This is a genomic window from Streptomyces sp. NPDC017056 (assembly GCF_044332485.1).
In the GTDB taxonomy this organism is placed as follows: Bacteria; Actinomycetota; Actinomycetes; order Streptomycetales; family Streptomycetaceae; genus Streptomyces.
Genome location: NZ_JBIRPD010000009.1, coordinates 239,627 through 261,270, shown reverse-complemented (window position 1 = coordinate 261,270; position 21,644 = coordinate 239,627). Strand labels below are relative to the sequence as shown.

Sequence of the window (21,644 nt, the reverse complement as noted above, 5' to 3'; positions counted from 1 at the left end):
GCCGGGTGCCTCAGTCCTCCCGGCGCTTCTCCGGGCGCAGCGCGATACGTCCCAGGACCGCCGCGACGATGAGCGCGACCACCGCGACCAGCACGAAGTCCGGCACGGCGTTCCCTATCCGCGTGGCCCACCCCTCGATGCGGACCTCCGTGTCCGCGTCCAGGATCCCGGGCAGCGCGCTGGTCCCGTTGAACGTCAGGAACAGCACGCCGATGCCGATGAAGAACAGGCCGGACAGCAGCGAGGTGGTGTGCAGCCGGAGTTTTCCGACGGTGAATTCCCGGCCGCGCAGCCAGCCCCGGCTGCCCAGCGAGAACCGGTCCCAGAGCAGCGCGAGCACGAACAGCGGCAGGGCCATGCCCAGCGCGTACACGGCGAGCATCGAGGCCCCGTAGACCGGGGAGCCGCTGACCGCCGTCACCGTCAGCACCGCGCCCAGGATCGGCCCGGCGCAGAAGCCCGCGAGGCCGTAGACGCAGCCCAGCAGGAACGTGGAGACGGCCGAGCGCGGTGTGATCCGCGCCGCTGCCTGCTGGGCGCGCTTGAAGGCGAAGCCGAGGCCGAGGATCTGGGCGACGCCCATGGCGATGACCACCCAGCCGCCGATGGCGACGAGCAGGTCCCGGTGGCCGTTGAACAGCCGGCTGGCGGCCGTGCTGGCCGCGCCGAGCGGGACCAGGGTGGTGGCGAGGCCCAGGTAGAACACGCCGGTACGGGCCAGCAGCCGGCCGGGGTGGGAGAGGGAGTAGGCGAAGAAGGCGGGCAGCAGCAGCGCGCTGCACGGGCTGAGCAGGGCGAGGGCGCCGCCCAGGAAGGCGGCGAGGTAGCCGATGTCGGTCACTTCGCCGGCTCCTCCGCCGTGCCGGAACCCCGTCCCTTCCCCGGGGCGCCGGGCGTGCCGGCCTGCTTCGCCCGCTCGGCGGCCTGGGCGACCGCCTGCTCGAAGACCCCGGTGGCCTGGGCTCCCGCGATGGGGCGGCCGTTGACGAGGAAGGACGGCGTGGACTGTACGCCGAGCCCGTATCCCTCGTCCTGGTCCTTCTTGAGGGCGGCAGCGGCGGCGGGGCTGCCGAGGTCGGTGCGGAACGTGTCGAGGTCGGCGACGCCGCTCTTGCGGGCCATCTCGACGAGCTTGTCCTCGGCCAGGGCGCTGCCCTTGTTGGTCTTGGCGTACAGCTGGTCGTGCATCTGCCAGAACTTGCCCTGCTGCCCGGCGGCCCAGGAGGCGCGGGCGGCGCGCTCGGAGTCGGCGCCGTAGATGGTGAAGTTGCGGAACTCGATGCGCAGCGTGCCGTCGTCCACGAACTTCTTGATCAGCTCGGGCTGTGTCTCGCGGGTGAAGCGTCCGCAGAACGAGCACTGGTAGTCGGCGTACTCGACCAGGACGACGGGGGCGTCCTTCTTGCCGACGGCGAGCGGGTCGCCGTCCACGCGCCGGATGGTCTGCCGCGCGAGCTGGTCGTAGAGCGCCTGCTGGTCGTCGTCCTCCTGGGGAGACACGGAGGCGGCGGCGCCGGGGGTTTTCGAGGCGCCGTCGGAACCGCCCTCGACGGCCTTGCCGACGGCGATGCCGATGGCGACGAGCGCCACGACCAGGGCGAGGACGGCGCCGATGGCGGCGATCTTGCGGGTGGGTGATGCGGAAGCGGGCATACGGGTGCTCCAGACGTACTGGGGTGGGTGGATGGCCGGCCGGTGCGCTGGGCGGCGGCCTAAATCCGCAGTACGGGCAGGAGGGCGGTGTGGTCGGTGGCGGGCGCGGTGCCGGTGGGCGGGCGGGCGAGCGCGAAGCAGGCGGGGCCGTCGGCCGCGAGCGGGGCGGGGCCGGTGGCGGCGGGCGCGGACGGCTCACCGCGGTTCGGGGTGGGGACCGGAACCGACTCGTTCTGGCCGGGGGCGTGCTGGCGTGAGCACTTCTTCGTCCCCTCGGCCACCGGGACGCCGGCCGCCGGACCGGCCTCGGTCCAGTCGGCGGCGGCGCGCTCCGGCGTGGCGCGGCCGGACGGGGCGCGGTCGGCGGCGGCCGGTATGAGGGCGGCGGCCTGTGCCACGGCGGTGCCTGCCGCGGGCGCCGGCTGGGCGCCGCCCACCCGGCACAGCAGCGGCCCGAAGGTGACGGCGAGCAGGAGCAGCAGGGTCGCGGTGGCCGAGCGGCGTACGCGTTCCATGCCCCGTGCCTCCTTCCGCTTCCTTCTCCCGGCGCGTGAGCGGCCCATCCTACGGATTGCGGGCGCGGTCGCCGACGTCCGACCGCCACCCCGGGGGCCCTGACACGAAACTGTTTGTACATCCCACGATCTTGACCGCATAACCATTGAGGGAATCGATTACCTAACCACTGAATACAAGGCCGGTGGCGCAGCTCACCTTTGATCTCCTTGTGATTGATCTACATACGATGCCATCTGTCCGTAATGCACCTTTGGCAAGGTCGCGACCGGCCTGCCATAGTCGGTGCAGCGACCCCCATTGACCCGGGCCAGGTCGTTCAGACCCCGCGGGTACACCCCTTTCGCCCGCCGGCGGTCGACACTGGGGCCTCACCCGCACATACAGCGGGCAGGCCCCAGTCGCGTTTGCGGGCCGTGCCGTACGGCCGTCCCCGCATTGCCGCTCAGCGGTCGATGACCCGCATCTCGAACCAGGTCGTCTTGCCGCGCGGCAGCAGGTCGACGCCCCAGCGGTCGGAGAGCTTGTCCACCAGGAAGAGGCCGCGCCCGCTGATGTCCATCTCGTGGACGGGCATCAGGCAGGGCAGACCGCGGGACGGGTCGCGCACCTCGATACGGATCCAGCCACGGCGGCGGAGCATCCGCAGCCCGAAGGTGCGCGCGCCGGTGTGCCGGACGGCGTTGCCGACCAGCTCGGAGACCAACAGAACGGCGTGCTCGGTCAGTTGCGGCGACAGGGACCAGCGCTTGAGGAGCACGGACTGGGTCAGCCGGCGGGCGGTGAGGGCGGATTCGGGGCGGGAGGGCAGCCGCACCTCTTCCAGGGTGGGGTCACCCACCAGTTGCAGCGCCCTGGCGGCGAGATCGTCCTCGTCGGCCGGGCCGCTCTCCCCGTCCGCGCCCGGGTGACCTCCGGGAAGTCCCCAGCGTGCGGCGGCCGTGCCGCTCCGCGGCCGCGGCTGCTCCATTCCTTCGAGGCCCGCCATGCCCCCATCATGGCTGTTACCGGGGCGTCACGGGGGCGGAACGGAGGGAATGCCCTGCCCGGAATAGCCGGTTCCGGACCCCCGCCCCGGCATATGCCGAAGGCAGGAAAAGTTCGGCCAAAACCGCTCCGGCCTGCGGTGACTTCATGTGCCTACCCGATGATCAGGCGCAGTGGGCGGGGCCCCTGCGGGGCGTCACGGCGTGTACCGCGATTCGCCCGCACGAGGCATCGGCATCCGGCCAATTCCCAAGAGCCCCGCCAACCACATACGTCTCAGGCGAACTTGGCCTTGCCCGGCCCTTCCTCGACGAAGCTGCGCATGCCGGTCGCCCGGTCCTCGGTGGCGAACAGGCCCGCGAACCAGTTCCGTTCGATCGTCAGACCGTTGTCGATGTCGGTCTCCAGGCCCGCGTCGACCGACTCCTTCGCGGCCCGCAGGGCGATCGCGGGGCCGGCCGCGAGCCGGGCCGCCCAGGCGTGCGCCTGCTCGTACACCTCGGCCGCCGGCACGACCCGGTCCACCAGCCCGATCGCCAGCGCCTCGTCGGCCCTGACCTGGCGGCCCGTGAAGATCAGGTCCTTGGCCTTGGACGGGCCGACCAGCCGGGCCAGCCGCTGGGTGCCGCCCGCGCCCGGGATCAGGCCGAGCAGGATCTCCGGCTGGCCCAGCTTGGCGTTGTCGGCGGCGATCCGGAAGTCGGCGCAGAGCGCCAGCTCGCAGCCGCCGCCGAGCGCGTAACCGGTGACCGCGGCGACCACGGGCTTCGGGATGCGCGCGACCGCGGTGAAGGAGTCCTGCAGGGCCTTGGAGCGCACGATCATGGCGGCGTGGTCCATGTCCTGCATCTCCTTGATGTCCGCGCCGGCCGCGAACACCTTCTCACCGCCCCAGACGACGACGGCGCGCACGTCCTCGCGCCGGGTGGCCTCCTCGGCCAGCTCGCGCAGCCGGTCCTGGGTGGCGACGTCCAGTGCGTTCATCGGCGGGCGGTCCAGGCGGATGGTGCCGACGCCCTCGGCGACCTCGAAGTTCACAGTCATGGGGGCAGGTTAGCCCGCGTTAACGCGGCACGGACCGGCGCCCTTCGGTCACGCCGCGGACGCCGGCGAGCGCCGGTCGGCCTACCGGCCGGACCGCCACTTCTCCCAGGACATGTTCCACACGTTGAGCCCGTTGTCCGGAGCGATCGTTTCGTCGTGCGAGTTCTTGACGGTGACCACGTCGCCGATCAGCGAGTTGGCGTAGAACCAGGCGGCCGGGGTGGAGCTGTCGCCGCCGCCGCGCTGGTCGAAGAGACCTATGCAGCCGTGGCTGGCGTTGCGGGAGCCGAACGTCGAGCGGCCGGACCAGTAGTTGCCGTGGATGAAGGTGCCGGACGTGCTCAGCCGCATGGCGTGCGGCACGTCCGCGATGTCGTACTCGCCGCCGAAGCCGACGGTCTCCCCGTTCATCCGGGTGACCTCGTGCTTCTCGCTGATCACCATCTGGCCGTTGTACGTCTCGGTGCCGGGGGCGCCCGCGGTGACGGGGATCGTCTTGATCTTCTTGCCGTCGCGGACGACGGACATCTCCTTCGCCTTCACGTCGACCGTGCTCACCTGGCTGCGGCCGACCGTGAAGGATATGCGCTTGGACTGCGTGCCGTAGACGCCCGGCCGCCCCTCGACGCCCTTGAGGTCGATGCTGAGCGTGACCTTCGTCCCGGGGGCCCAGTACTTCTCGGGGCGGAAGTCCAGCCGGTCGTTGCCGAACCAGTGGCCCACGATCGGCACCGAGGGCTCGGCCGTGACCTTGATGCCCTTCTCGATCGCCTCGGGGTCCGTTATCCCCCGGGTGAAGTTGACGGAGACCGGCATGCCGACGCCGACGGTCTGGCCGTCCTCCGGTACGTACCGGCCGACGAAGGTGTTCTTCGGCACCAGGGTGGTGAAGGTCGAGTGCCGCGCCGACTCGCGCAGCTGGTCGTCCACCGCGACGGCGTCGACCTGGTACGTCGTGGACGCGCGCAGCTTGCCGGCGGGCTGCCACACGGAGCCGCCGGTCAGCTTTCCCGCGACCGCGTTGCCCTTGTCGTCCTTGACCTTGACCGAGGACAGCTTGCCCCGCGAGGCGGTCACCTTGAGGGCGCCGTCGGTGGCCACGTCCTTCGCGCCGTCCCCCGGCGTGATCGTCACGGCGGCCTGCGAGGGCTGCTTGTCCGCGTCGGTCCCGCCGCCCTGCTTCTTGTCGTCGCCCCCGCCGCAGGCGGTGACCAGTATCAGCAGCGCTCCGAGCAGCAGCGCGAGCAGCGCGCTGCTGCTTCGCGGTCGTCCCCGCCACGCCCCCGGCACCGGATGCCCCTGCTGCACGTTCACGACTGGCCCCTTTGTTCCCTCGCCCGGCCCGCACTCCCCCGTACGCGCATACCTACCCACGCACGCTCAGCCGATAGATAACCACACCGCACTGACAGTGGCTTCACCCGGCGATGTCACCATTCGGCCTCAAGTGGTAGGCGTGGGGCGGGAACGCACGGATGGGAGTCCGGTTCGCCCCGAACTCGGCCGGATTCAACCCCGTGTCACGGCGTCTCTACGGCAGCGCCGAGCCCGCGCGCCACTTCTGCCACGGCATGTTCCAGCCACCGAGCCCGTTGTCGGGCGCGACCACGCGGTCGCGGGAGCGCACGACCTCCACGATGTCGCCGACCAGCGAACGTTCGTAGAACCAGCCGGCCGGGGTGTCGGGCCCGCCGCCCCGGGTGTCGCGCAGCCCGATGCAGCCGTGGCTCGTGTTGGAGCCGCCGAAGATCCGCCGGGTCGCCCAGTAGTTGCCGTGCAGAAACGTTCCCGAGGTGGTCAGGCGCATCGCGTGCGGCACGTCCGGGATGTCGTACTCGCCGCCGAAGCCCACCGTGTCCCCGTCCATCCGGGTCACCGGGTGCCGTTCGAGGATCACCATCTTCCCGTTGTACGTGGGGCTGCCGAGGCTGCCCGCGGTCACCGGGAGGGTCGCCAGCCGCCGCCCGCCGCGCCACACCGTCATCGTGTGCGCCGCCGCGTCAACCCTGCTGGTCTGATCCCGGCCGATCCTGAACCGCACCTTCTTGCGCTGGGTGCCGAGGACGCCGGGAGCCGCCTGGACGCCGCGCAGCCGCAGGTCCATGGTCACCTCGGTACCGGGCCGCCAGCGGGTGCGGGGCCGGAAGTCCAGGCGGCGGGCGCCGAACCAGTGCGCGGCGACCTCGGCGGCGGGCCGGGCGGTGACCGAGACGGCGCGTTCGACGGCCGCGCGGTCGGCGACCGGGCGGTTGAACTCCAGCGAAACGATCATGCCGGTGCCGACGGTGGCGCCGTGCTCCGGCGTGAAGAAGCCGACGAAGCGGTGCGGAGGCACGTAGGTGGTGAAGGTGGTGTGGCGGGCGAAGCGGCGGCCGTGCCCGTCCAGCGCGACCGCGTCCACCACGTACCGGGCGGCCGGCGCGAGCCCGGCGGGCGCGGTCGGGCGCCAGCTCAGCCCGTCCGGGGCGATCCGGCCCTGCACCGGCATGCTCCCGTCGTCCTCGATGCGGCTGACCGCGACCCGTTCCAGCCGCCCGTCCGGTACCCGCACCCGGATGCGGTCCGAGGCCCGTACGTCCTTCGCGCCGTCGTCCGGGGACACCCTGATGGCTTCCTTCGGGGACCGCGGTTTGCCGCCGGTCAGCACGTCGGGGACGCCGCAGCCGGCCAGTGCCGCCGCGCCCGCCAGGACGGCGGCGGTGACGGCCGCGGCCGTCACGGCGGACGGCCCGCCGCCGCGGCGGTGCGGGGCCCGCCGTACCGGAACCCCCCGGACGGGAGACTGCTGTCTCGTGTCCCGATATGTCACACCGCGATAGGTCACGGACAGATCAACGACGCGCCCGGCGCGGAGAAACGTGAGCCGACGGCCCGTTGCGGGAAGAACCCAGGGGAGGACGGGGCCGGGCGCGGCCGGGACGCCGCGCGGGGCCCTGCCCGACCGAGCCCTGAGCCGCGGGAGGCTGCCCTGTGTCGAGCGCACCCGAACAGGAGTCAGTGCAGGACGTGCGGGGCGAAGACGGCGGCCGGAGCGGACAGCACGACCGCGAGGGCCCCGAGGGCGCGTCCCCTGGCACGGACACGGAGCCCGGCCCGGACGCGGAGGGGAACGGCTCGGCGCCCGTCAACGGCCACCGGGTGCGCGTACCCCCCGCCCGGCTGCCCGCGCCCGCCGCCGCGCCGGGCGCGGAGCCGCAGGCCGCCCCGCTGCCCGCACCGGTACGGCCCGGCAGCCCGCAGCCTCTCGGGGCCCGCTACCGTACGGGCCCCGACGGCGTCGCGGGCACCAACTTCGCGCTCTGGGCGGGCGGTGCGGAGGCCGTCGAGGTGTGTCTCTTCGACGAGGAGGGCCGCGAGACCCGCCGCGCGCTGGCCGAGCTGACGCACGAGATCTGGCACGGCTTCCTGCCCGGTGTACGGCCGGGCCAGCGCTACGGCTACCGGGTGCACGGCCGCTGGGACCCCTGGACCGGCGCCCGCTGGAACCCGGCCAAGCTGCTCCTGGACCCGTACGCGCGCGCCGTGGACGGCGAGTTCACGCTGCCCGCCCAGGTGTACGGGCACGTGCGCGACTGGCCGCAGCAGCACGTCGCCGACACCGTGCGCGACGACCGCGACTCGGCCCCGTACGTCCCCAAGGGCGTCGTGGTCGGCGACGAGGACCCGGAGGAGGGCGGCGACGAGTGGATGGACGACCGGCGGCCCAAGACGCCCTGGTCCGACACCGTCCTGTACGAACTGCACGTGCGCGGCTTCACCATGCGCCACCCTGGCGTCCCCGAAGAGCTGCGCGGCACGTACGCGGGCCTCGCGCACCCCGCCGCGATATCCCACCTCACCCGCCTCGGCGTCACCGCCGTCGAACTGATGCCGGTCCACCAGTTCGCCCACGAGGACCACCTGCTCCGCCGCGGCCTGCGCAACTACTGGGGCTACAACTCCATCGGCTACTTCGCGCCGCACGCCGCCTACGCCGCCTCCGGGACCCGCGGCCAGCAGGTCGGCGAGTTCAAGCGGATGGTACGGGCCCTGCACGACGCCGGCATCGAAGTCGTCCTCGACGTCGTCTACAACCACACGGCCGAGGCGAGCGAGCTGGGCCCCACCCTGTCCTTCCGCGGCATCGACAACCGCGGCTACTACCGCCTGGCGGACGGCAGCCGCCGCTACGCCGACTACTCGGGCTGCGGCAACACCCTGCACGTCGTCCAGCCCAACGTGCTGCGCCTGATCACCGATTCGCTGCGCTACTGGGTCACCGAGATGGGCGTGGACGGCTTCCGCTTCGACCTCGCGGCGGCGCTGGCCCGCTCCATGCACGACGTGGACATGCTCTCGCCGTTCCTCGCCGTGATCGCGCAGGACCCGGTGCTGCGCCGGGTCAAACTGATCGCCGAGCCCTGGGACGTGGGCTCCGGCGGCTACCAGGTCGGCGCCTTCCCCCCGCTGTGGACGGAGTGGAACGACCGCTACCGCGACACCGTGCGCGACTTCTGGCGCGGCGCGCACCCCGACGTCCGCGACCTCGGCTACCGGCTCTCCGGGTCCAGCGACCTCTACGCGTGGGGCGGGCGCCGCCCGTACGCCTCGGTCAACTTCATCACCTCGCACGACGGTTTCACGCTGCGCGACCTGGTGTCCTACGGGTACAAGCACAACGCGGCCAACGGCGAGGGCAACCGCGACGGCACCGACGGCAACCGCTCCTGGAACTGCGGCGCCGAGGGCGAGACCGACGACGCCTCCGTACGCGCCCTGCGCCGCCGCCAGTTGCGCAACCTGCTCACCACCCTGCTGCTGTCCACCGGCGTCCCGATGCTGGTCGCGGGCGACGAGATGGGCCGTACGCAGCACGGCAACAACAACGCCTACTGCCAGGACAACGAGACCGGCTGGGTGGACTGGTCGCTGCTCCGCGACCCGGGCTGGCGGACGCTGGCCACGCTCGCGTCCCGCCTGATCGCGTTGCGCCGCGACCACCCCGTACTGCGCCGCCGCGCGTTCTTCTCGGGCCGCCCGCAGCGCCCCGACGGCCTGCGGGACCTGGCCTGGTTCACCCCGCGCGGTACGGAGATGACCGAACAGGACTGGTACGCGCCCACCGCCACGCTCGGCATGTACCTCTCCGGCACCGACATCCCGCAGCGGGACCCCGAGGGCCGCCAGGTCACCGACGACAGCTTCCTCGCCGTCCTGCACACCGGCCACCGCCCGGCCGCCTGCACCCTTCCCGGGCCGCCCTGGGCCGACGCGTACGAACTGGTCGTCGACACCTCCCGCGAGGACCAGGACGAGCCGCCCGGGACCACCTTGCGCGCCGGCGCCCGGCTCACCGTCCCCGAGCGGTCGGTACTGCTGCTCCGCGTGTTGACGGACTGACGGGCCGAGCAACCGCATTCGCTTCCTCCGGCCCGGGTGTCCCGCGCGTCCCGGTGAAAATCCGGTGAGCGCTGTCAGTGGCGCCCCGTACCCTCGGTTCCGATGGCCGATACAGCGAAGGTGACGAGTCCGCAGCAGCCCGACGACCCCGCTCCCGCCGGCGTGCGCGACCCGGTGGCCCGGCGCTCCGCCGTGCGTTCCCTGCTGCGCCTGTGGCCGTTCGTGCGGCCGGTGCGGGTGCGGCTGTTCTCGGCGGCGTTCGTGGCGATCGTCGCCTCCTGCATCGGGCTGGTCATCCCCCTGGTGCTCAAGTGGCTGGTGGACGGGCCGATCGCGGCGCGGGACCCGGCCGGCGCGTGGCTGGGCGGCGGGTACCTGCTCCTTCTGGGGCTGGCGGAGGCGGGCCTGTTCGGGCTGCGGCGCTGGCTGGTGGCGCGCCCGCTGGCGAGCGTCGAGGCGGCGATGCGCGAGCGCCTGTACCGGCACGTGCAGCGGCTGCCGGTCGCCTTCCACGACCGCTGGGCCTCCGGCCAGCTGCTGTCCCGGGGCACCACCGACCTGCAACTGCTGCGGCTCTTCCTGGCGTTCCCGCTGACCTTCCTCCTCGTCAACGCCACCACGATCCTGGTCGGCTTCGGAATCCTGCTGGTCCAGCGCTGGTCGCTGGGGCTGGTCCTGCTGGCGCCGGTCGTCCCGCTGATCGTGCTGTGCTCGGTCTTCGAGGCGAAGTACGCGGTGGCGGCGCGCCGGGCCCAGGACCAGGTCGGCGACCTGACCACGGTCGTGGAGGAGTCGGTCCTCGGCATCCGCATCGTCAAGGGCTTCGGCCGGCACCGCAGCCAGGCCCGCGCGTTCCGGGCGATGGCCGCCCGGCTGCGCACGACCGAGCTGCGCAAGGCCCGGCTGCTCGCCACCCTGTGGGCCTTCATCATGGCGCTCCCCGAGCTGGCCATCGGCGCGGCGCTGGTGATCGGCACGGTCCAGGTGGCCGACGGCGGCCTGTCGGCCGGCACCCTCGTCGCGTTCCTGTCCACGGCGCTGGCCCTGATGTGGCCGGTGGAGTCGATCGGTTTCCTGCTGGCGATGAGCAACGACGCGGCGGCGGCCACCGACCGGTACTTCGAGGTCCTGGACGAGCCGGTGGCGGACCGCGACGACGCCCGTAAGGCGGCCGCGGCGCGCGGGACCGGGGAGGACGGGCAGGGCGGCGGCGGACGGCCGGGGAACGGGCGGGCGCCGGACGGCCTCCGCTTCCACGACGTCACCTTCCGCTATCCGGACGCGCCCGCCGGGGCGCCGCCCGTCCTCCAGGGCGTCGATCTGCACATCCGCTCCGGCGAGACGATGGCGCTGGTCGGCGCGACCGGCAGCGGCAAGACCACGCTGACCGCGCTCGTCCCCCGGCTCTACGACGCCACCGGCGGCCGCATCACCCTCGACGGCACGGACGTCACGGCGCTGACCCGCGACGAGCTGCGCACCCGGGTCGCGGTGGCCTTCGAGGAGCCGACGCTGTTCTCCGCGACGGCGGCGGAGAACGTCCTGATGGGCGGCGCCGACGCCGGTACCGGCGACCTCGTGCGGGCGCTGCGCGTCGCCCAGGCCGACGCCTTCGTCGACGCGCTCCCCGAGGGGCGCGACACCGAGGTCGGCGAGCAGGGGCTGAGCCTGTCCGGCGGGCAGCGGCAGCGGCTCGCGCTGGCCCGCGCGGTGGTCGGGCGGCCGCGCTTCCTGATACTGGACGACCCGCTGTCGGCGCTGGACGTCCACACGGAGGCGCTGGTGGAGGCGGCCCTGCGGCAGGTGCTGGCGACCACCACCGCGCTGGTCGTCGCGCACCGCCCGTCCACGGTCCTGCTCGCCGACCGGGTGGCGCTGCTGTCCGGCGGGCGGATAGCGGCGGTCGGCACCCACCACCAACTGCTGCGCGACAACCCGGAGTACGCGGCGCTGATGTCCGGCGCCGCGGACGGCGGGGGCGTCGCCCGACGCGAAGGGGAGAGCGTGCGATGACCACGAGCACGAGTGCCGGTACGGCCACGGAGGACGCGCCGGACGGCGACGGCACGCACCGGCCGCCGTCCCCTCCCCAGGCCGCTCCCGGCACGCCCGAATCCCCCGACGCCTTCGAAAAGGACGTCCTGCCCACCCCCAAGGGCGCCTCGCGCTCCCTGCTGGCCTCGCTGCTGCGGCCGCACACCCGTACCGTCTGGGCGGCGGCCGTCCTCCTCCTGCTCCAGCAGGCCGCCGTACAGGCCGGGCCGCTGCTGGTCGCCTACGCCATCGACCGCGCCGTACCGGCCCTCCGCGCGGGCGGGCACGGCCCGCTCATCGCGGTGGCCGTGGCCTACCTGCTGTGCGCGACGGCCTCCGGCGGGCTCCAGTACACCTTCATCCGCCTCTCCGCGCGGATCAGCCAGGACGTGCTGCTCGACCTGCGCGGCCGGATCTTCCGGCACGGCCAGGCGCTGAGCCTGGACTTCCACGAGCGCTACACCTCGGGCCGGCTGATCTCCCGCGCGACCACCGACGTCGAATCGCTGCGCGAGCTGCTCAACGAGGGGCTCCAGGAGCTGATCGGCATCGTCCTGGCCACCGTCTACATCACGGCGACGCTGCTCTACCTCGACTGGGGCCTGGGCGCCGCCGCCGTCGCCACGGCCGGGCCGCTCTACCTCCTCGTACGCTCCTTCCAGCGCCGCTCGATCCGCGTCTACGGCGAGAAGTCGTCCGCGATCGCCGCCGTCATCGTGAAGTTCACGGAGACGGTCAACGGCATCCGCCCGGTCCAGGCGTTCCGGCGCGAGCGCCCCAACGACGCCGCGTTCGCCCGGCTGAACCACCGCCACGCGCGCACCAACGGCGACGCGATGCTGGAGATGGCCCGTTACGTCGTCTCCTCCCGCCTGGTGGCCAACGTCGCGATCGCCGCGCTGGTCCTGTGGGGCGCGTACCGAGTGGCCTCCGGCGGGCTGGCCCTGGGCGTCCTGGCGGCCGCCGTGCTCTATCTGCGCCGCCTGTACGACCCCATCGACCGGCTCGGCATGTTCCTCAACTCCTACCAGTCGGCGGCCGCTTCGCTGGAGAAGATCGCCGGGCTGCTCGCCCAGCGCCCGAGCGTCCCGGAACCGGCCGATCCGGTTCCGCTGCCGGACCGGCCGGGCTCTCGGCCGGGCCGCGACGTCACCTTCGAAGGCGTCCGGTTCGCGTACCGCACCGGCGGCGAAGTGCTGCCGCGCTTCGACCTGACCCTCGCCGCCGGCCGTACGGTCGCCGTCGTCGGTGCCACCGGGGCGGGCAAGTCCACCCTGGCCAAGCTGCTGGCCCGCTTCTACGACCCCACCTCCGGCAGCGTCCGCATGGACGGCGTGGACCTGCGCGACCTGTCCACCGCCGACCTGCGCCGCGGGGTCGTGATGGTCACCCAGGAGGCGTTCCTCTTCTCCGGCACGGTCGCCGAGAACATCGCCATCGGCCGCCCGGACGCCACCCGCGAGGAGGTCGAGCAGGCCGCGCGGGCCATCGGCGCGCACGACTTCATCGCGGCCCTGCCCGACGGGTACGACACCGACGTGCGCAAGCGCGGCGGGCGCATTTCCGCCGGCCAGCGGCAACTGGTCGCCTTCGCCCGCGCCCTGCTCGCCGACCCGGGCGTGCTGATCCTCGACGAGGCGACCAGCTCCCTCGACATACCCGGCGAGCGCGCGGTCCAGCGCGCCATGGACACCGTGCTGCGCGGCCGTACGGCGGTCGTCATCGCCCACCGCCTGTCCACCGTCGAGACGGCCGACCGGGTCCTGGTCATGTCCGAGGGCCGCATCGTGGAGGACGGCTCCCCCGCCGATCTCGTCTCGGGGCGCGGCCGCTATGCGGAGCTGCACCAGGCGTGGCGGGAGAGCGTGGTGTGAGCGCCGGGCGGGAGCCGGGTGGCCGAAGACGGCGGTTCGCGACCGGTCCTGGCGGCGGCCGGCTCCTCGAACGTGTATGCGCCGGAACGTATGCCACCGGTGGGGAGGGCGGCGGCCGGCGTCTTCCCGCTGACGATCGCCTCTTCCCGGGCGGCGGCCGGTCCGCGGCGGTGCCCGCGCGGCCGCGTGGGGCGGGTGGGGGTGGACGTACCGTCACGTCCTGTATACGGACCCGACCCCCCGCTCTACGGACGTTTTCCGGCCAACTATTGACCGGCCACTGACAATTGCGGTCCTCAGGTGGCACTCTTCCCCGCATCCGTTGCGCGGAGCCCCACAGTGCACCACTCCGCGCCCACGGCCCGCTCGACGCCCGAAGGCCCGGACCACCCGCACCTGGTGCCTCCCCCCACACGTTCCACGTGTTCTGCCTCGCTCTGCCCGGACGGTCACTCCGCCGCCCGGTCCCCCTCGGCCGCCCACCCTCCGGTCGCGGCCACCGCAGAAGGAGTCAGTGTGAGACGCACCCCCCATAGGCGCGCCGTCGCGACCGGCGCCGTGGTCGCCATGGCCGCGATGCTGACCGTGACCGTGCAGGCAGGCGCCGGAACGGCCGCCGCCCCGCGGCCCGGCCAGGTCACCGCGCAGCCCGACCCGGGCGCACTGCCCGCCAAACTGACGCCCGCGCAGCGTGCGGAACTGCTGCGGGAGGCCAGGGCCACCACCGCCGAGACGGCGCAGCAGCTCAAGCTCGGCCCGAAGGAGAAGCTGGTCGTCAAGGACGTCCTCAAGGACGTCAACGGCAGCACCCACACCCGCTACGAGCGGACCTACGCGGGGCTGCCGGTGCTCGGCGGCGGCCTGGTCGTCCACGAGGCGGCCAACGGGAAGCTCCGCGGCGTCACGAAGGCGGTGCGGTCGCGGATCGACGTGCCGACCACCACGCCGAAGCTGGCCCCCGCGGCGGCCGAGGACAAGGCGCTCAAGGCGTCGCGGGCGCAAGGTGCGAAGAAGTCGGACGCCCGGGAGCCGCGCAAGGTGATCTGGGTCGCCGACGGCAAGCCGATCCTGGCGTACGAGACGGTCGTAGGCGGCGTCCAGGAGGACGGCACCACGCCCAACGAGCTGCACGTGATCACGAACGCCACGACCGGCGAGAAGCTCCACGAGTACCAGGCCGTCCAAGAGGGCACCGGCAACAGCATGTACAGCGGCCAGGTCACCCTGGGCACCGCTCCCTCGTACACGCTGACCGACACCACCCGCGGCAACCACAAGACCTACAACCTCAACCGCGGCACCTCCGGCACCGGGACGCTGTTCTCCGACCCGGACGACGTGTGGGGCGACGGCACCCCACAGAACGCCCAGACCGCCGGCGTGGACGCGCACTACGGCGCGGCGCTGACCTGGGACTACTACAAGAACGTGCACGGCCGCAGCGGCATCAGGGGCGACGGCGTCGGCGCGTACAGCCGGGTCCACTACGGCAACAACTACGTCAACGCCTTCTGGCAGGACAGCTGCTTCTGCATGACGTACGGCGACGGCAGCGGCAACGTCAAGCCGCTGACCTCCATCGACGTCGCGGCCCACGAGATGACCCACGGCGTCACCTCGGCCACCGCCAACCTCACCTACAGCGGCGAGCCCGGCGGCCTGAACGAGGGCACCTCGGACATCTTCGCCGCCGCCGTCGAGTTCAACGCCAACAACCCCAAGGACGTCGGTGACTACCTCATCGGCGAGGCGATCGACATCAACGGCAACGGCACGCCGCTGCGCTACATGGACAAGCCCAGCAAGGACGGCCGGTCCAAGGACTACTGGTACTCCGGCATCGGCGGCATCGACGTCCACTACTCCTCCGGCGTCGCCAACCACTTCTTCTACCTGCTGTCCGAGGGCAGCGGGCCCAAGGACATCAACGGCGTCCACTACGACAGCCCGACCTACGACAACCTGCCGGTGCCGGGCATCGGCCGGTCCAACGCCGAGAAGATCTGGTTCTCCGCGCTGACCAAGTACATGAGCGCGAACACCAACTACGCCGCGGCCCGCACCGCGACGCTGTCCGCCGCCGCCGAGCTGTTCGGCCAGGGCAGCGCCACGTACAACACGGTCGCCAACACCTGGGCGGCGGTCAACGTCGGCCAGCGCGTCCCGGACACCGGCGTCAGCGTCACCAACCCGGGCAACCAGACCAGCACCGTCGGCCAGCCCGCCAGCCTCCAGATCAAGGCCAGCAGCAGCAACGCGGGCGCGCTCAAGTACGCGGCCACCGGGCTGCCGGCCGGGCTGAGCATCAACCAGGACACCGGCCTGATCTCGGGTACGCCGACCACCGCGGGCACGAGCAACGTGACGGTCACCGTCACCGACTCCGCCAACAAGACCGGTACGGCGAACTTCACGTGGACCGTCAGCCCGGCAAGCGGCGGTGACGTGTTCGAGAACACCGACGACGTGCAGATCCCGGACGCGGGCAGTGCGGTCAGCTCGCCCATCAAGGTGACCCGCGCGGGCAACGCGCCGAGCGCCCTGAAGGTGGACGTGGACATCGTCCACACCTACCGCGGCGACCTGGTGATCGACCTGGTGGCCCCGGACGGCACCGCGTACCGGCTGAAGAACTCCAACGCGCTCGACTCGGCGGAGAACGTGAAGGCCACGTACACCGTCAACGCCTCCTCCAAGGCGGCCGCCGGCACCTGGAACCTGCGGGTGCAGGACGTCTACCAGCAGGACTCCGGCTACATCAACAGCTGGAAGCTGACCTTCTGATCCGGCGTACGGTCTGACCGCCGCGCCGCGGCCACACCACCGGGCGTCGCTCCTCACCAGGGGCGACGCCCGTCTCTTTGCGTGCGGCTCCGGCATACGAACAGTGATGTTCGCTCTACGGACGATTTCACGCCAACTTCCCGGCGCCCTCCTGACATGCACGCGTTCGAATGGCAGTCTCCCCCGCAAGCAACACCCGCATCGCTTTGCACCCCCACCCTTGGCAAAGTCGAAGGAGCACACGCGTGTCCCCCCACATTTCCCGTAAGGCACGGATCACCGGCATCTCGCTGGCAGCAGCCGGCGCACTGATAGCCGGGGCCGTCACGGCCGGTACGGCGGGCGCCTCCCCCACAGGCACCGACGCCACCACCGCCAAGGCCACGGCGGCCTCGCCGATCCAGCTCACCGCCTCGCACCGCGCCGAACTACTGCGCGACGCGGGCGCCACCAAGGCGCAGACCGCGAAGGAACTCGGCCTCGGCGCCCAGGAGAAGCTCGTCGTCAAGGACGTCGTCAAGGACGCCGACGGCACCACCCATACCCGCTACGACCGCACCTACGCCGGACTGCCCGTCCTCGGCGGCGACCTGATCGTGCACCGCGCCAAGGGCGGTGCGGTCAAGAGCACCACCCGGTCCAACAGCGCGAAGATAGCCGTCGCCTCGACCACCCCGAAGATCGCCGCGAAGGCCGCGGCGCAAGCCGCACAGGGCACCGCGAAGAGCTTCGGCGCCAAGCAGGCAGCGGCCGTGACGCCCAAGAAGGTCGTCTGGGCCGCCTCGGGCAAGCCGGTCCTCGCGTACGACACCGTGGTCGGCGGCTTCCAGAAGGACGGCACACCCAACGAGCTGCACGTCATCACCGACGCCGACACCGGCAAGAAGCTCTTCCAGTACCAGGGCATCGAGAACGGCGCGGGCACCAGCGCCTACAGCGGCTCGGTCGAGATCGGCACGAAGAAGGGCGGCGACGGCTACGAGCTGACCGACGACTCGCGCGGCGGCCACTCGACGTTCAACCTGGGCGGCAGCGAGAGCGGCGACGGCAAGCTCTTCACCAACAAGGAAGACACGTGGGGTAACGGCAAGGCCGACGACCCGGCGACCGCCGCCGTCGACGCCGCCTACGGCGCCCAGCTGACCTGGGACTACTACAAGACCGTGCACGGCAGGGCCGGCATCAAGGGCGACGGCAAGGGCGCGACCTCCCGCGTCCACTACGGCCAGAACTACTCCAACGCCTTCTGGGACGACAGCTGCTTCTGCATGACGTACGGCGACGGCGAGGGCAACAAGAAGCCCCTGACCTCGATCGACGTCGCGGCCCACGAGATGTCTCACGGCGTCACCTCGGCCACCGCCAACCTCACCTACAGCGGCGAGTCCGGCGGCCTGAACGAGGCCACCTCCGACATCTTCGGCACCTCCGTGGAGTTCTTCGCCAAGAACAAGGAGGACGCCGGCGACTACCTGATCGGCGAGAAGATCGACATCGCCGGTGACGGCAAGCCGCTGCGCTACATGGACAAGCCCTCCAAGGACGGCCAGTCCCTGGACAGCTGGACCCCTGAGGCCGGCAACGTCGACGTCCACTACTCCTCGGGCATCGCCAACCACTTCTTCTACCTGCTGTCCGAGGGCAGCGGCGCCAAGGAGATCGGCGGCGTCAAGTACGACAGCCCGACCGCGGACGGCAAGAAGGTCGAGGGCATCGGCAGGGACAAGGCCGAGAAGATCTGGTTCAAGGCCCTGACCACGTACATGACCTCCAACACCGACTACAAGGGCGCCCGCGAGGCGACCGTCAAGGCGGCCACCGACCTGTACGGCGCGGACGGCGCCGAGGTCAAGGGCGTCGAGGCGGCGTGGACGGGCGTCGCGGTCAAGTAACCCCATGGGGGCGGCCCCTGGCGTTCGCGAGCCGGTCACCGCTGACCGCCGGCTGACCGTCCAGGGCCGCACGACCCCGTACCGGGCGGTGTCCGGAGGCTCCCAACCTCCCTCCGGACACCGCCCTTTCACCTGCCCGGCAACGGGTGGCGGCAGGGGGTTGACTAGGGTGACCGCATGACTGATCACGGGGGCGGGCGCGCCGGCGGACCCGTCCGGGTGCTGCTGGCGGACGACGAGGCCATGATCCGGGCCGGGGTGCGCGCCATTCTCGGCGCGGTGCCCGGCATCGAGGTGGTCGCGGAGGCAGCGGACGGCCGGGAGGCGGTGGAGCTGGCGCTGCGGCACCGGCCCGATGTCTGCCTGCTGGACATCCGCATGCCGCGGCTGGACGGGCTGGGCGCGGTGGCCGAACTGCGGCAGGTGCTGCCGGAGACCGCCGTGGTGATGCTCACGACCTTCTCCGAGGACGAGTACGTCGCCGGGGCCCTCGGTTCCGGCGCGAGCGGCTTTCTGCTCAAGACCGGTGACCCGCGCGAGCTGATCGCCGGGGTGCAGGCGGCCGCCGAGGGCGGCGCGTACCTCTCGCCGTCCGTGGCCCGGCGCGTGATCAGCCAGTTCGGGGGCAAGGCGCTGGGCAAGGCGGCCGCGGCGCGGGCCCGGGCCGAGGAGCTGACCGGACGCGAGCGCGAGGTCCTCGCGCTGGTGGGCGCCGGACTGTCGAACGCGGAGATCGCCCAGCGGCTGCACGTCGTGGAGGGCACGGTCAAGGCGTACGTGAGCGCGATCCTGGCCCGGCTGGGCCTGAAGAACCGGGTGCAGGCGGCGATCCTCGCCTACGAGGCCGGGCTCGTCGGCGACGAGTGAGCCGGCTCCGGCGGCGCATCGCTTACTTTCGTCCGAGGCGCCGGCGGGCCCCGGTCCGCGAAGCTGGCGGCATGCTCACTCGCCTCACGCGGTTCGCGCCGCCCGCGGCCGAACGCCCCCGGTGGGCCGCCCGCCTGCTGGACGTCTGCCTCTGGCTGGCGCTGTGCATACCGCTCACCGCCGCTTTCGACACCGTCCCCCCTACTCGGATGTGGACGGCGGTCGTCGGCATCCCGCTGCTCGGCGTCGCGGTGGCGGTGCGCCGGAAGTGGCCGCTGGCGGCGCTCGCCGTGCCCGTCGGGCTGGGGCTGGCGGCGTCCCGGGACCTGTTCACGTTCGAGTACGCCGCCGCGCTGGCCGCCCTGGCGTACCTGGCCGGTGTGCGCGTCGGACGGGCCCGCGCGTCGCTGTGGTTCTTCACCGGCGTCGCGGCCGCCGGCCTGCCGCTGTGCGTCCTCGTCACCCGCAACCTGTGGCCGTGGTTCTCCCTGGTGCTCACCCTGCTCTTCAACGTCGTGCTGCCGTGGCTGCTCGGCCGCTACCGGCGCCAGTACGCGGCGCTGGTCCGTACGGGCTGGCAGCTCGCCGAGCGCATGGAGCACGAGCAGCAGGCGGTCGCCGACCGCACCCGGCTGCGCGAACGGGCCCGTATCGCCGGGGACATGCACGATTCCCTCGGGCACGAACTGGCCCTGCTCACACTGCGGGCCGGGGCACTGGAACTCGACCCGCGGCTGGCGCCGGACCAGCGGGAGGCGGCCGGCGAGCTGCGGGTGGCGGCCGGTACGGCCGCCGAGCGGCTGCGGGACATCATCGGCGTGCTGCGCACCGGCGACGAGGCGGCGCCCTCCCGGCTGCCCGCCGACGACAGCGTCGACGCCCTGGTGGAACGCGCCAGGGCGTCCGGCGTCGACGTGTCGTTGCGGCGCGGGCCGGGCGCGGCGGCGGCCGAGGGCGCCATGCCGGTGATGGGCGGCCGGGCCGTGTACCGCGTGGTGCAGGAGGGGCTCACCAACGCCACCAAGCACGCGCCGGGCGCGCCGGTGGACATACGGATCGCCGGCGACGACCGGAGCCTGGACGTCACGGTGGCCAACGGCCCGCCGCAAGCCGCGGTGGCACGCGCCGGCGCCGCGCCGGCACCGGTCTCGGGCGGCAACGGGCTGGTGGGGCTGGACGAACGGGTCCGGCTCGCGGGCGGTGAACTGCGGGCCGCTCCCACGTCCGACGGCGGTTTCGAGGTGGCGGCGCGGCTGCCGACGGCCGACGGGGCGCCGGTACGCGGCCCCGGCGACGGCGCGCCATGGAGCCTGTCCCGGCGGGAGCTGGCGTCCGCCCGGCTCCAGGTGCGGCGGCGGCTGGTGCAGACGGTGGCCGTGCCGGTGGCGGTGTTCACCGCACTGCTCCTGCTCATGGGGGTCTTCGCGCTGATCAGCCCGTCCTGGTCGGTACTGGACCGCGAGCAGTACGACCGGCTGCGGGTCGGCGACAGCCGGGAGTCGGTGGAGTCGCGGCTGCCGTTCTTCGCTCTGGACGTCCCGCCGGAGGGCTCCCCGGCACCGCCCCGTGGCACGACGTGCGTGCACTACACCGTGCGCGCGTACGCCGACGAGGCCGCCTACCGGTTGTGCTTCGCCGACGGCCGCCTGGCGTACAAGACCGTCCTGCACCGCCAGGACTGACCCGCCCGGGGCTGGTGCCCTGCGTGCCTCAGCCCCGCGACCACAGCGCGGCGAGTGCCGCGTTGACCTGCTCCGGCTGCTGGGTGTGCGGGTAGTAGCCGGGCACGACGAGGTGTTCGGCGCCCAGCTCGGTGGCGAGGTGTTCGGCACAGGCGACCAGCGCGTCGCCGGCGTACTCCTTGTACAGGGCGGGCGCGCCGGCCCAGTCCCCCGAGACCAGCAGCTTCGGCCAGGGCGCCGCGGCCAGCGGCGCCAGGGGTATCTCCGCGTCCCAGCACGGCCGTTCCCGCATGCACGTCGCGGCGGCGCGCAGCCGCTCCGGGGTCGGCTCGGGCATCTCCAGGCCGATGCCCTCCGTGGAGGCGCGCAGGAAGTCCTCCGGTGTGAGGTCCGCCGGCAGCGCGGCCGCGCTCGCGCGGGCCCGTTTCAGCGCGGCGGCCACGACGGGGTGTCCCTCGGCGGGCCGCAGCGCGCCCGGCTGCACGAGCGTGAGCGATCGCACCAGGTCCGGCCGTCGGGCGGCGGCCAGCATCGCGCTCACCCCGCCGTACGCGTGGCCCACCAGATGCGCTCCGTCGCCGAGCAGTTGGACGATGTCGTCGGCATCGGTCGCGTAGTCGCTCGTGGGGCCGTCCCGCTCCTCGCCGGGCGGCCGTACGAGGCCGGGGCTGCGGCCGAAGCCGCGCCGGTCCATCAGGAGCAGCCGGTGCCGCCGGGCCAGCGGGCGCTGCGCGGCGAAGCCGTACCGCTCGTCGGTGCCCCAGGTCAGGATGCCGTGGACGAGGACGGCGGGCGGCCCGGGCGGCGCGCCGTCGTCCCACACCGTCACGTGGACACCGGTCCCCGAACTCCCCGCCTCCAGCGCGTCGTTCACTCTCCCCACCTCCGCGAACCAGTCTCGCAGACGCCACTGACAACAGCCGGGTGGCGGC

General features: G+C 72.7%; 15 protein-coding genes. 7 read left to right on the top strand and 8 right to left on the bottom strand.

Annotation, left to right across the window (positions count from 1 at the left end; translation table 11 throughout):
- Window positions 1-10: 10 nt before the first annotated feature.
- From ACH4OW_RS18645 to ACH4OW_RS18615, 7 genes are all read right to left on the bottom strand, one after another.
- Window positions 11-841, bottom strand: a complete 831-nt coding sequence (locus ACH4OW_RS18645; RefSeq protein ID WP_398028960.1) for a cytochrome c biogenesis CcdA family protein — start codon at window positions 839-841, stop codon at window positions 11-13.
- Complete coding sequence (locus ACH4OW_RS18640; RefSeq protein ID WP_398028958.1) at window positions 838-1,653, bottom strand: DsbA family protein; 816 nt, start codon at window positions 1,651-1,653, stop codon at window positions 838-840. The genes ACH4OW_RS18645 and ACH4OW_RS18640 overlap by 4 nt, the downstream gene beginning before the upstream one ends.
- Before the next feature lie 59 nt (window positions 1,654-1,712).
- Window positions 1,713-2,168 (bottom strand): hypothetical protein, encoded by a 456-nt coding sequence (locus tag ACH4OW_RS18635; protein ID WP_360135445.1) that lies wholly within the window; start codon window positions 2,166-2,168, stop codon window positions 1,713-1,715.
- 446 nt (window positions 2,169-2,614) lie between these two features.
- Window positions 2,615-3,157 (bottom strand): ATP-binding protein, encoded by a 543-nt coding sequence (locus ACH4OW_RS18630; protein ID WP_360135447.1) that lies wholly within the window; start codon window positions 3,155-3,157, stop codon window positions 2,615-2,617.
- Between the two features lie 275 nt (window positions 3,158-3,432).
- A complete protein-coding gene (locus ACH4OW_RS18625) occupies window positions 3,433-4,200 on the bottom strand; it encodes an enoyl-CoA hydratase-related protein (RefSeq protein WP_360135449.1) in 768 nt (255 codons plus the stop codon).
- Window positions 4,201-4,281: 81 nt separating this feature from the next.
- Entirely contained in the window at window positions 4,282-5,508 is a 1,227-nt protein-coding gene (locus ACH4OW_RS18620; protein WP_398029090.1) for an Ig-like domain-containing protein, read from the bottom strand.
- Window positions 5,509-5,731: 223 nt separating this feature from the next.
- Window positions 5,732-6,919, bottom strand: coding sequence for an Ig-like domain-containing protein (locus ACH4OW_RS18615; RefSeq protein ID WP_398028955.1), 1,188 nt, complete (start codon window positions 6,917-6,919; stop codon window positions 5,732-5,734).
- 251 nt (window positions 6,920-7,170) lie between these two features.
- Between ACH4OW_RS18615 and glgX the strand changes: the two genes are divergently transcribed.
- The 7 genes from glgX to ACH4OW_RS18580 all read left to right on the top strand — a co-directional run bounded on the left by glgX (window position 7,171) and on the right by ACH4OW_RS18580 (window position 20,712).
- Window positions 7,171-9,579, top strand: coding sequence for a glycogen debranching protein GlgX (glgX, locus tag ACH4OW_RS18610; protein ID WP_398028953.1), 2,409 nt, complete (start codon window positions 7,171-7,173; stop codon window positions 9,577-9,579).
- Between the two features lie 102 nt (window positions 9,580-9,681).
- The gene (locus tag ACH4OW_RS18605; protein WP_398028951.1) at window positions 9,682-11,592 is read left to right on the top strand and encodes an ABC transporter ATP-binding protein; all 1,911 of its coding nucleotides are present in this window, start codon (window positions 9,682-9,684) and stop codon (window positions 11,590-11,592) included.
- Window positions 11,589-13,487, top strand: a complete 1,899-nt coding sequence (locus tag ACH4OW_RS18600) for an ABC transporter ATP-binding protein (RefSeq protein WP_398028949.1) — start codon at window positions 11,589-11,591, stop codon at window positions 13,485-13,487. Before ACH4OW_RS18605 ends, ACH4OW_RS18600 begins: the two co-directional genes overlap by 4 nt.
- A 516-nt stretch (window positions 13,488-14,003) precedes the next feature.
- Window positions 14,004-16,271, top strand: coding sequence for a M4 family metallopeptidase (locus tag ACH4OW_RS18595; protein WP_398028947.1), 2,268 nt, complete (start codon window positions 14,004-14,006; stop codon window positions 16,269-16,271).
- 245 nt (window positions 16,272-16,516) lie between these two features.
- On the top strand, window positions 16,517-18,163 hold the full coding sequence (locus ACH4OW_RS18590; protein WP_360135459.1) for a M4 family metallopeptidase: 1,647 nt from the start codon (window positions 16,517-16,519) through the stop codon (window positions 18,161-18,163).
- Between the two features lie 177 nt (window positions 18,164-18,340).
- Window positions 18,341-19,030: a response regulator transcription factor gene (locus ACH4OW_RS18585; RefSeq protein WP_360135461.1), complete on the top strand. Its 690-nt coding sequence runs from the start codon at window positions 18,341-18,343 to the stop codon at window positions 19,028-19,030.
- Between the two features lie 71 nt (window positions 19,031-19,101).
- On the top strand, window positions 19,102-20,712 hold the full coding sequence (locus ACH4OW_RS18580) for a sensor histidine kinase (protein ID WP_398028945.1): 1,611 nt from the start codon (window positions 19,102-19,104) through the stop codon (window positions 20,710-20,712).
- 28 nt (window positions 20,713-20,740) lie between these two features.
- On the opposite strand, the gene ACH4OW_RS18575 is transcribed toward ACH4OW_RS18580, so the two are convergent.
- Window positions 20,741-21,586 carry an alpha/beta fold hydrolase gene (locus ACH4OW_RS18575; RefSeq protein WP_398028943.1) on the bottom strand — a complete coding sequence of 282 codons (846 nt, stop codon included), beginning with the start codon at window positions 21,584-21,586 and terminating at the stop codon, window positions 20,741-20,743.
- Between the last annotated feature and the right edge of the window lie 58 nt (window positions 21,587-21,644).

Excerpts from the sequence above, each read along its gene's own strand:
- ACH4OW_RS18640 (WP_398028958.1), bottom strand. The coding sequence starts at position 1,653 with ATGCCCGCTTCCGCATCACCCACCCGCAAGATCGCCGCCATCGGCGCC.
- ACH4OW_RS18635 (WP_360135445.1), bottom strand. The coding sequence starts at position 2,168 with ATGGAACGCGTACGCCGCTCGGCCACCGCGACCCTGCTGCTCCTGCTC.
- ACH4OW_RS18630 (WP_360135447.1), bottom strand. The coding sequence starts at position 3,157 with ATGGCGGGCCTCGAAGGAATGGAGCAGCCGCGGCCGCGGAGCGGCACG.
- ACH4OW_RS18625 (WP_360135449.1), bottom strand. The coding sequence starts at position 4,200 with ATGACTGTGAACTTCGAGGTCGCCGAGGGCGTCGGCACCATCCGCCTG.
- ACH4OW_RS18605 (WP_398028951.1), top strand. The coding sequence starts at position 9,682 with ATGGCCGATACAGCGAAGGTGACGAGTCCGCAGCAGCCCGACGACCCC.
- ACH4OW_RS18600 (WP_398028949.1), top strand. The coding sequence starts at position 11,589 with ATGACCACGAGCACGAGTGCCGGTACGGCCACGGAGGACGCGCCGGAC.
- ACH4OW_RS18585 (WP_360135461.1), top strand. The coding sequence starts at position 18,341 with ATGACTGATCACGGGGGCGGGCGCGCCGGCGGACCCGTCCGGGTGCTG.
- ACH4OW_RS18580 (WP_398028945.1), top strand. The coding sequence starts at position 19,102 with ATGCTCACTCGCCTCACGCGGTTCGCGCCGCCCGCGGCCGAACGCCCC.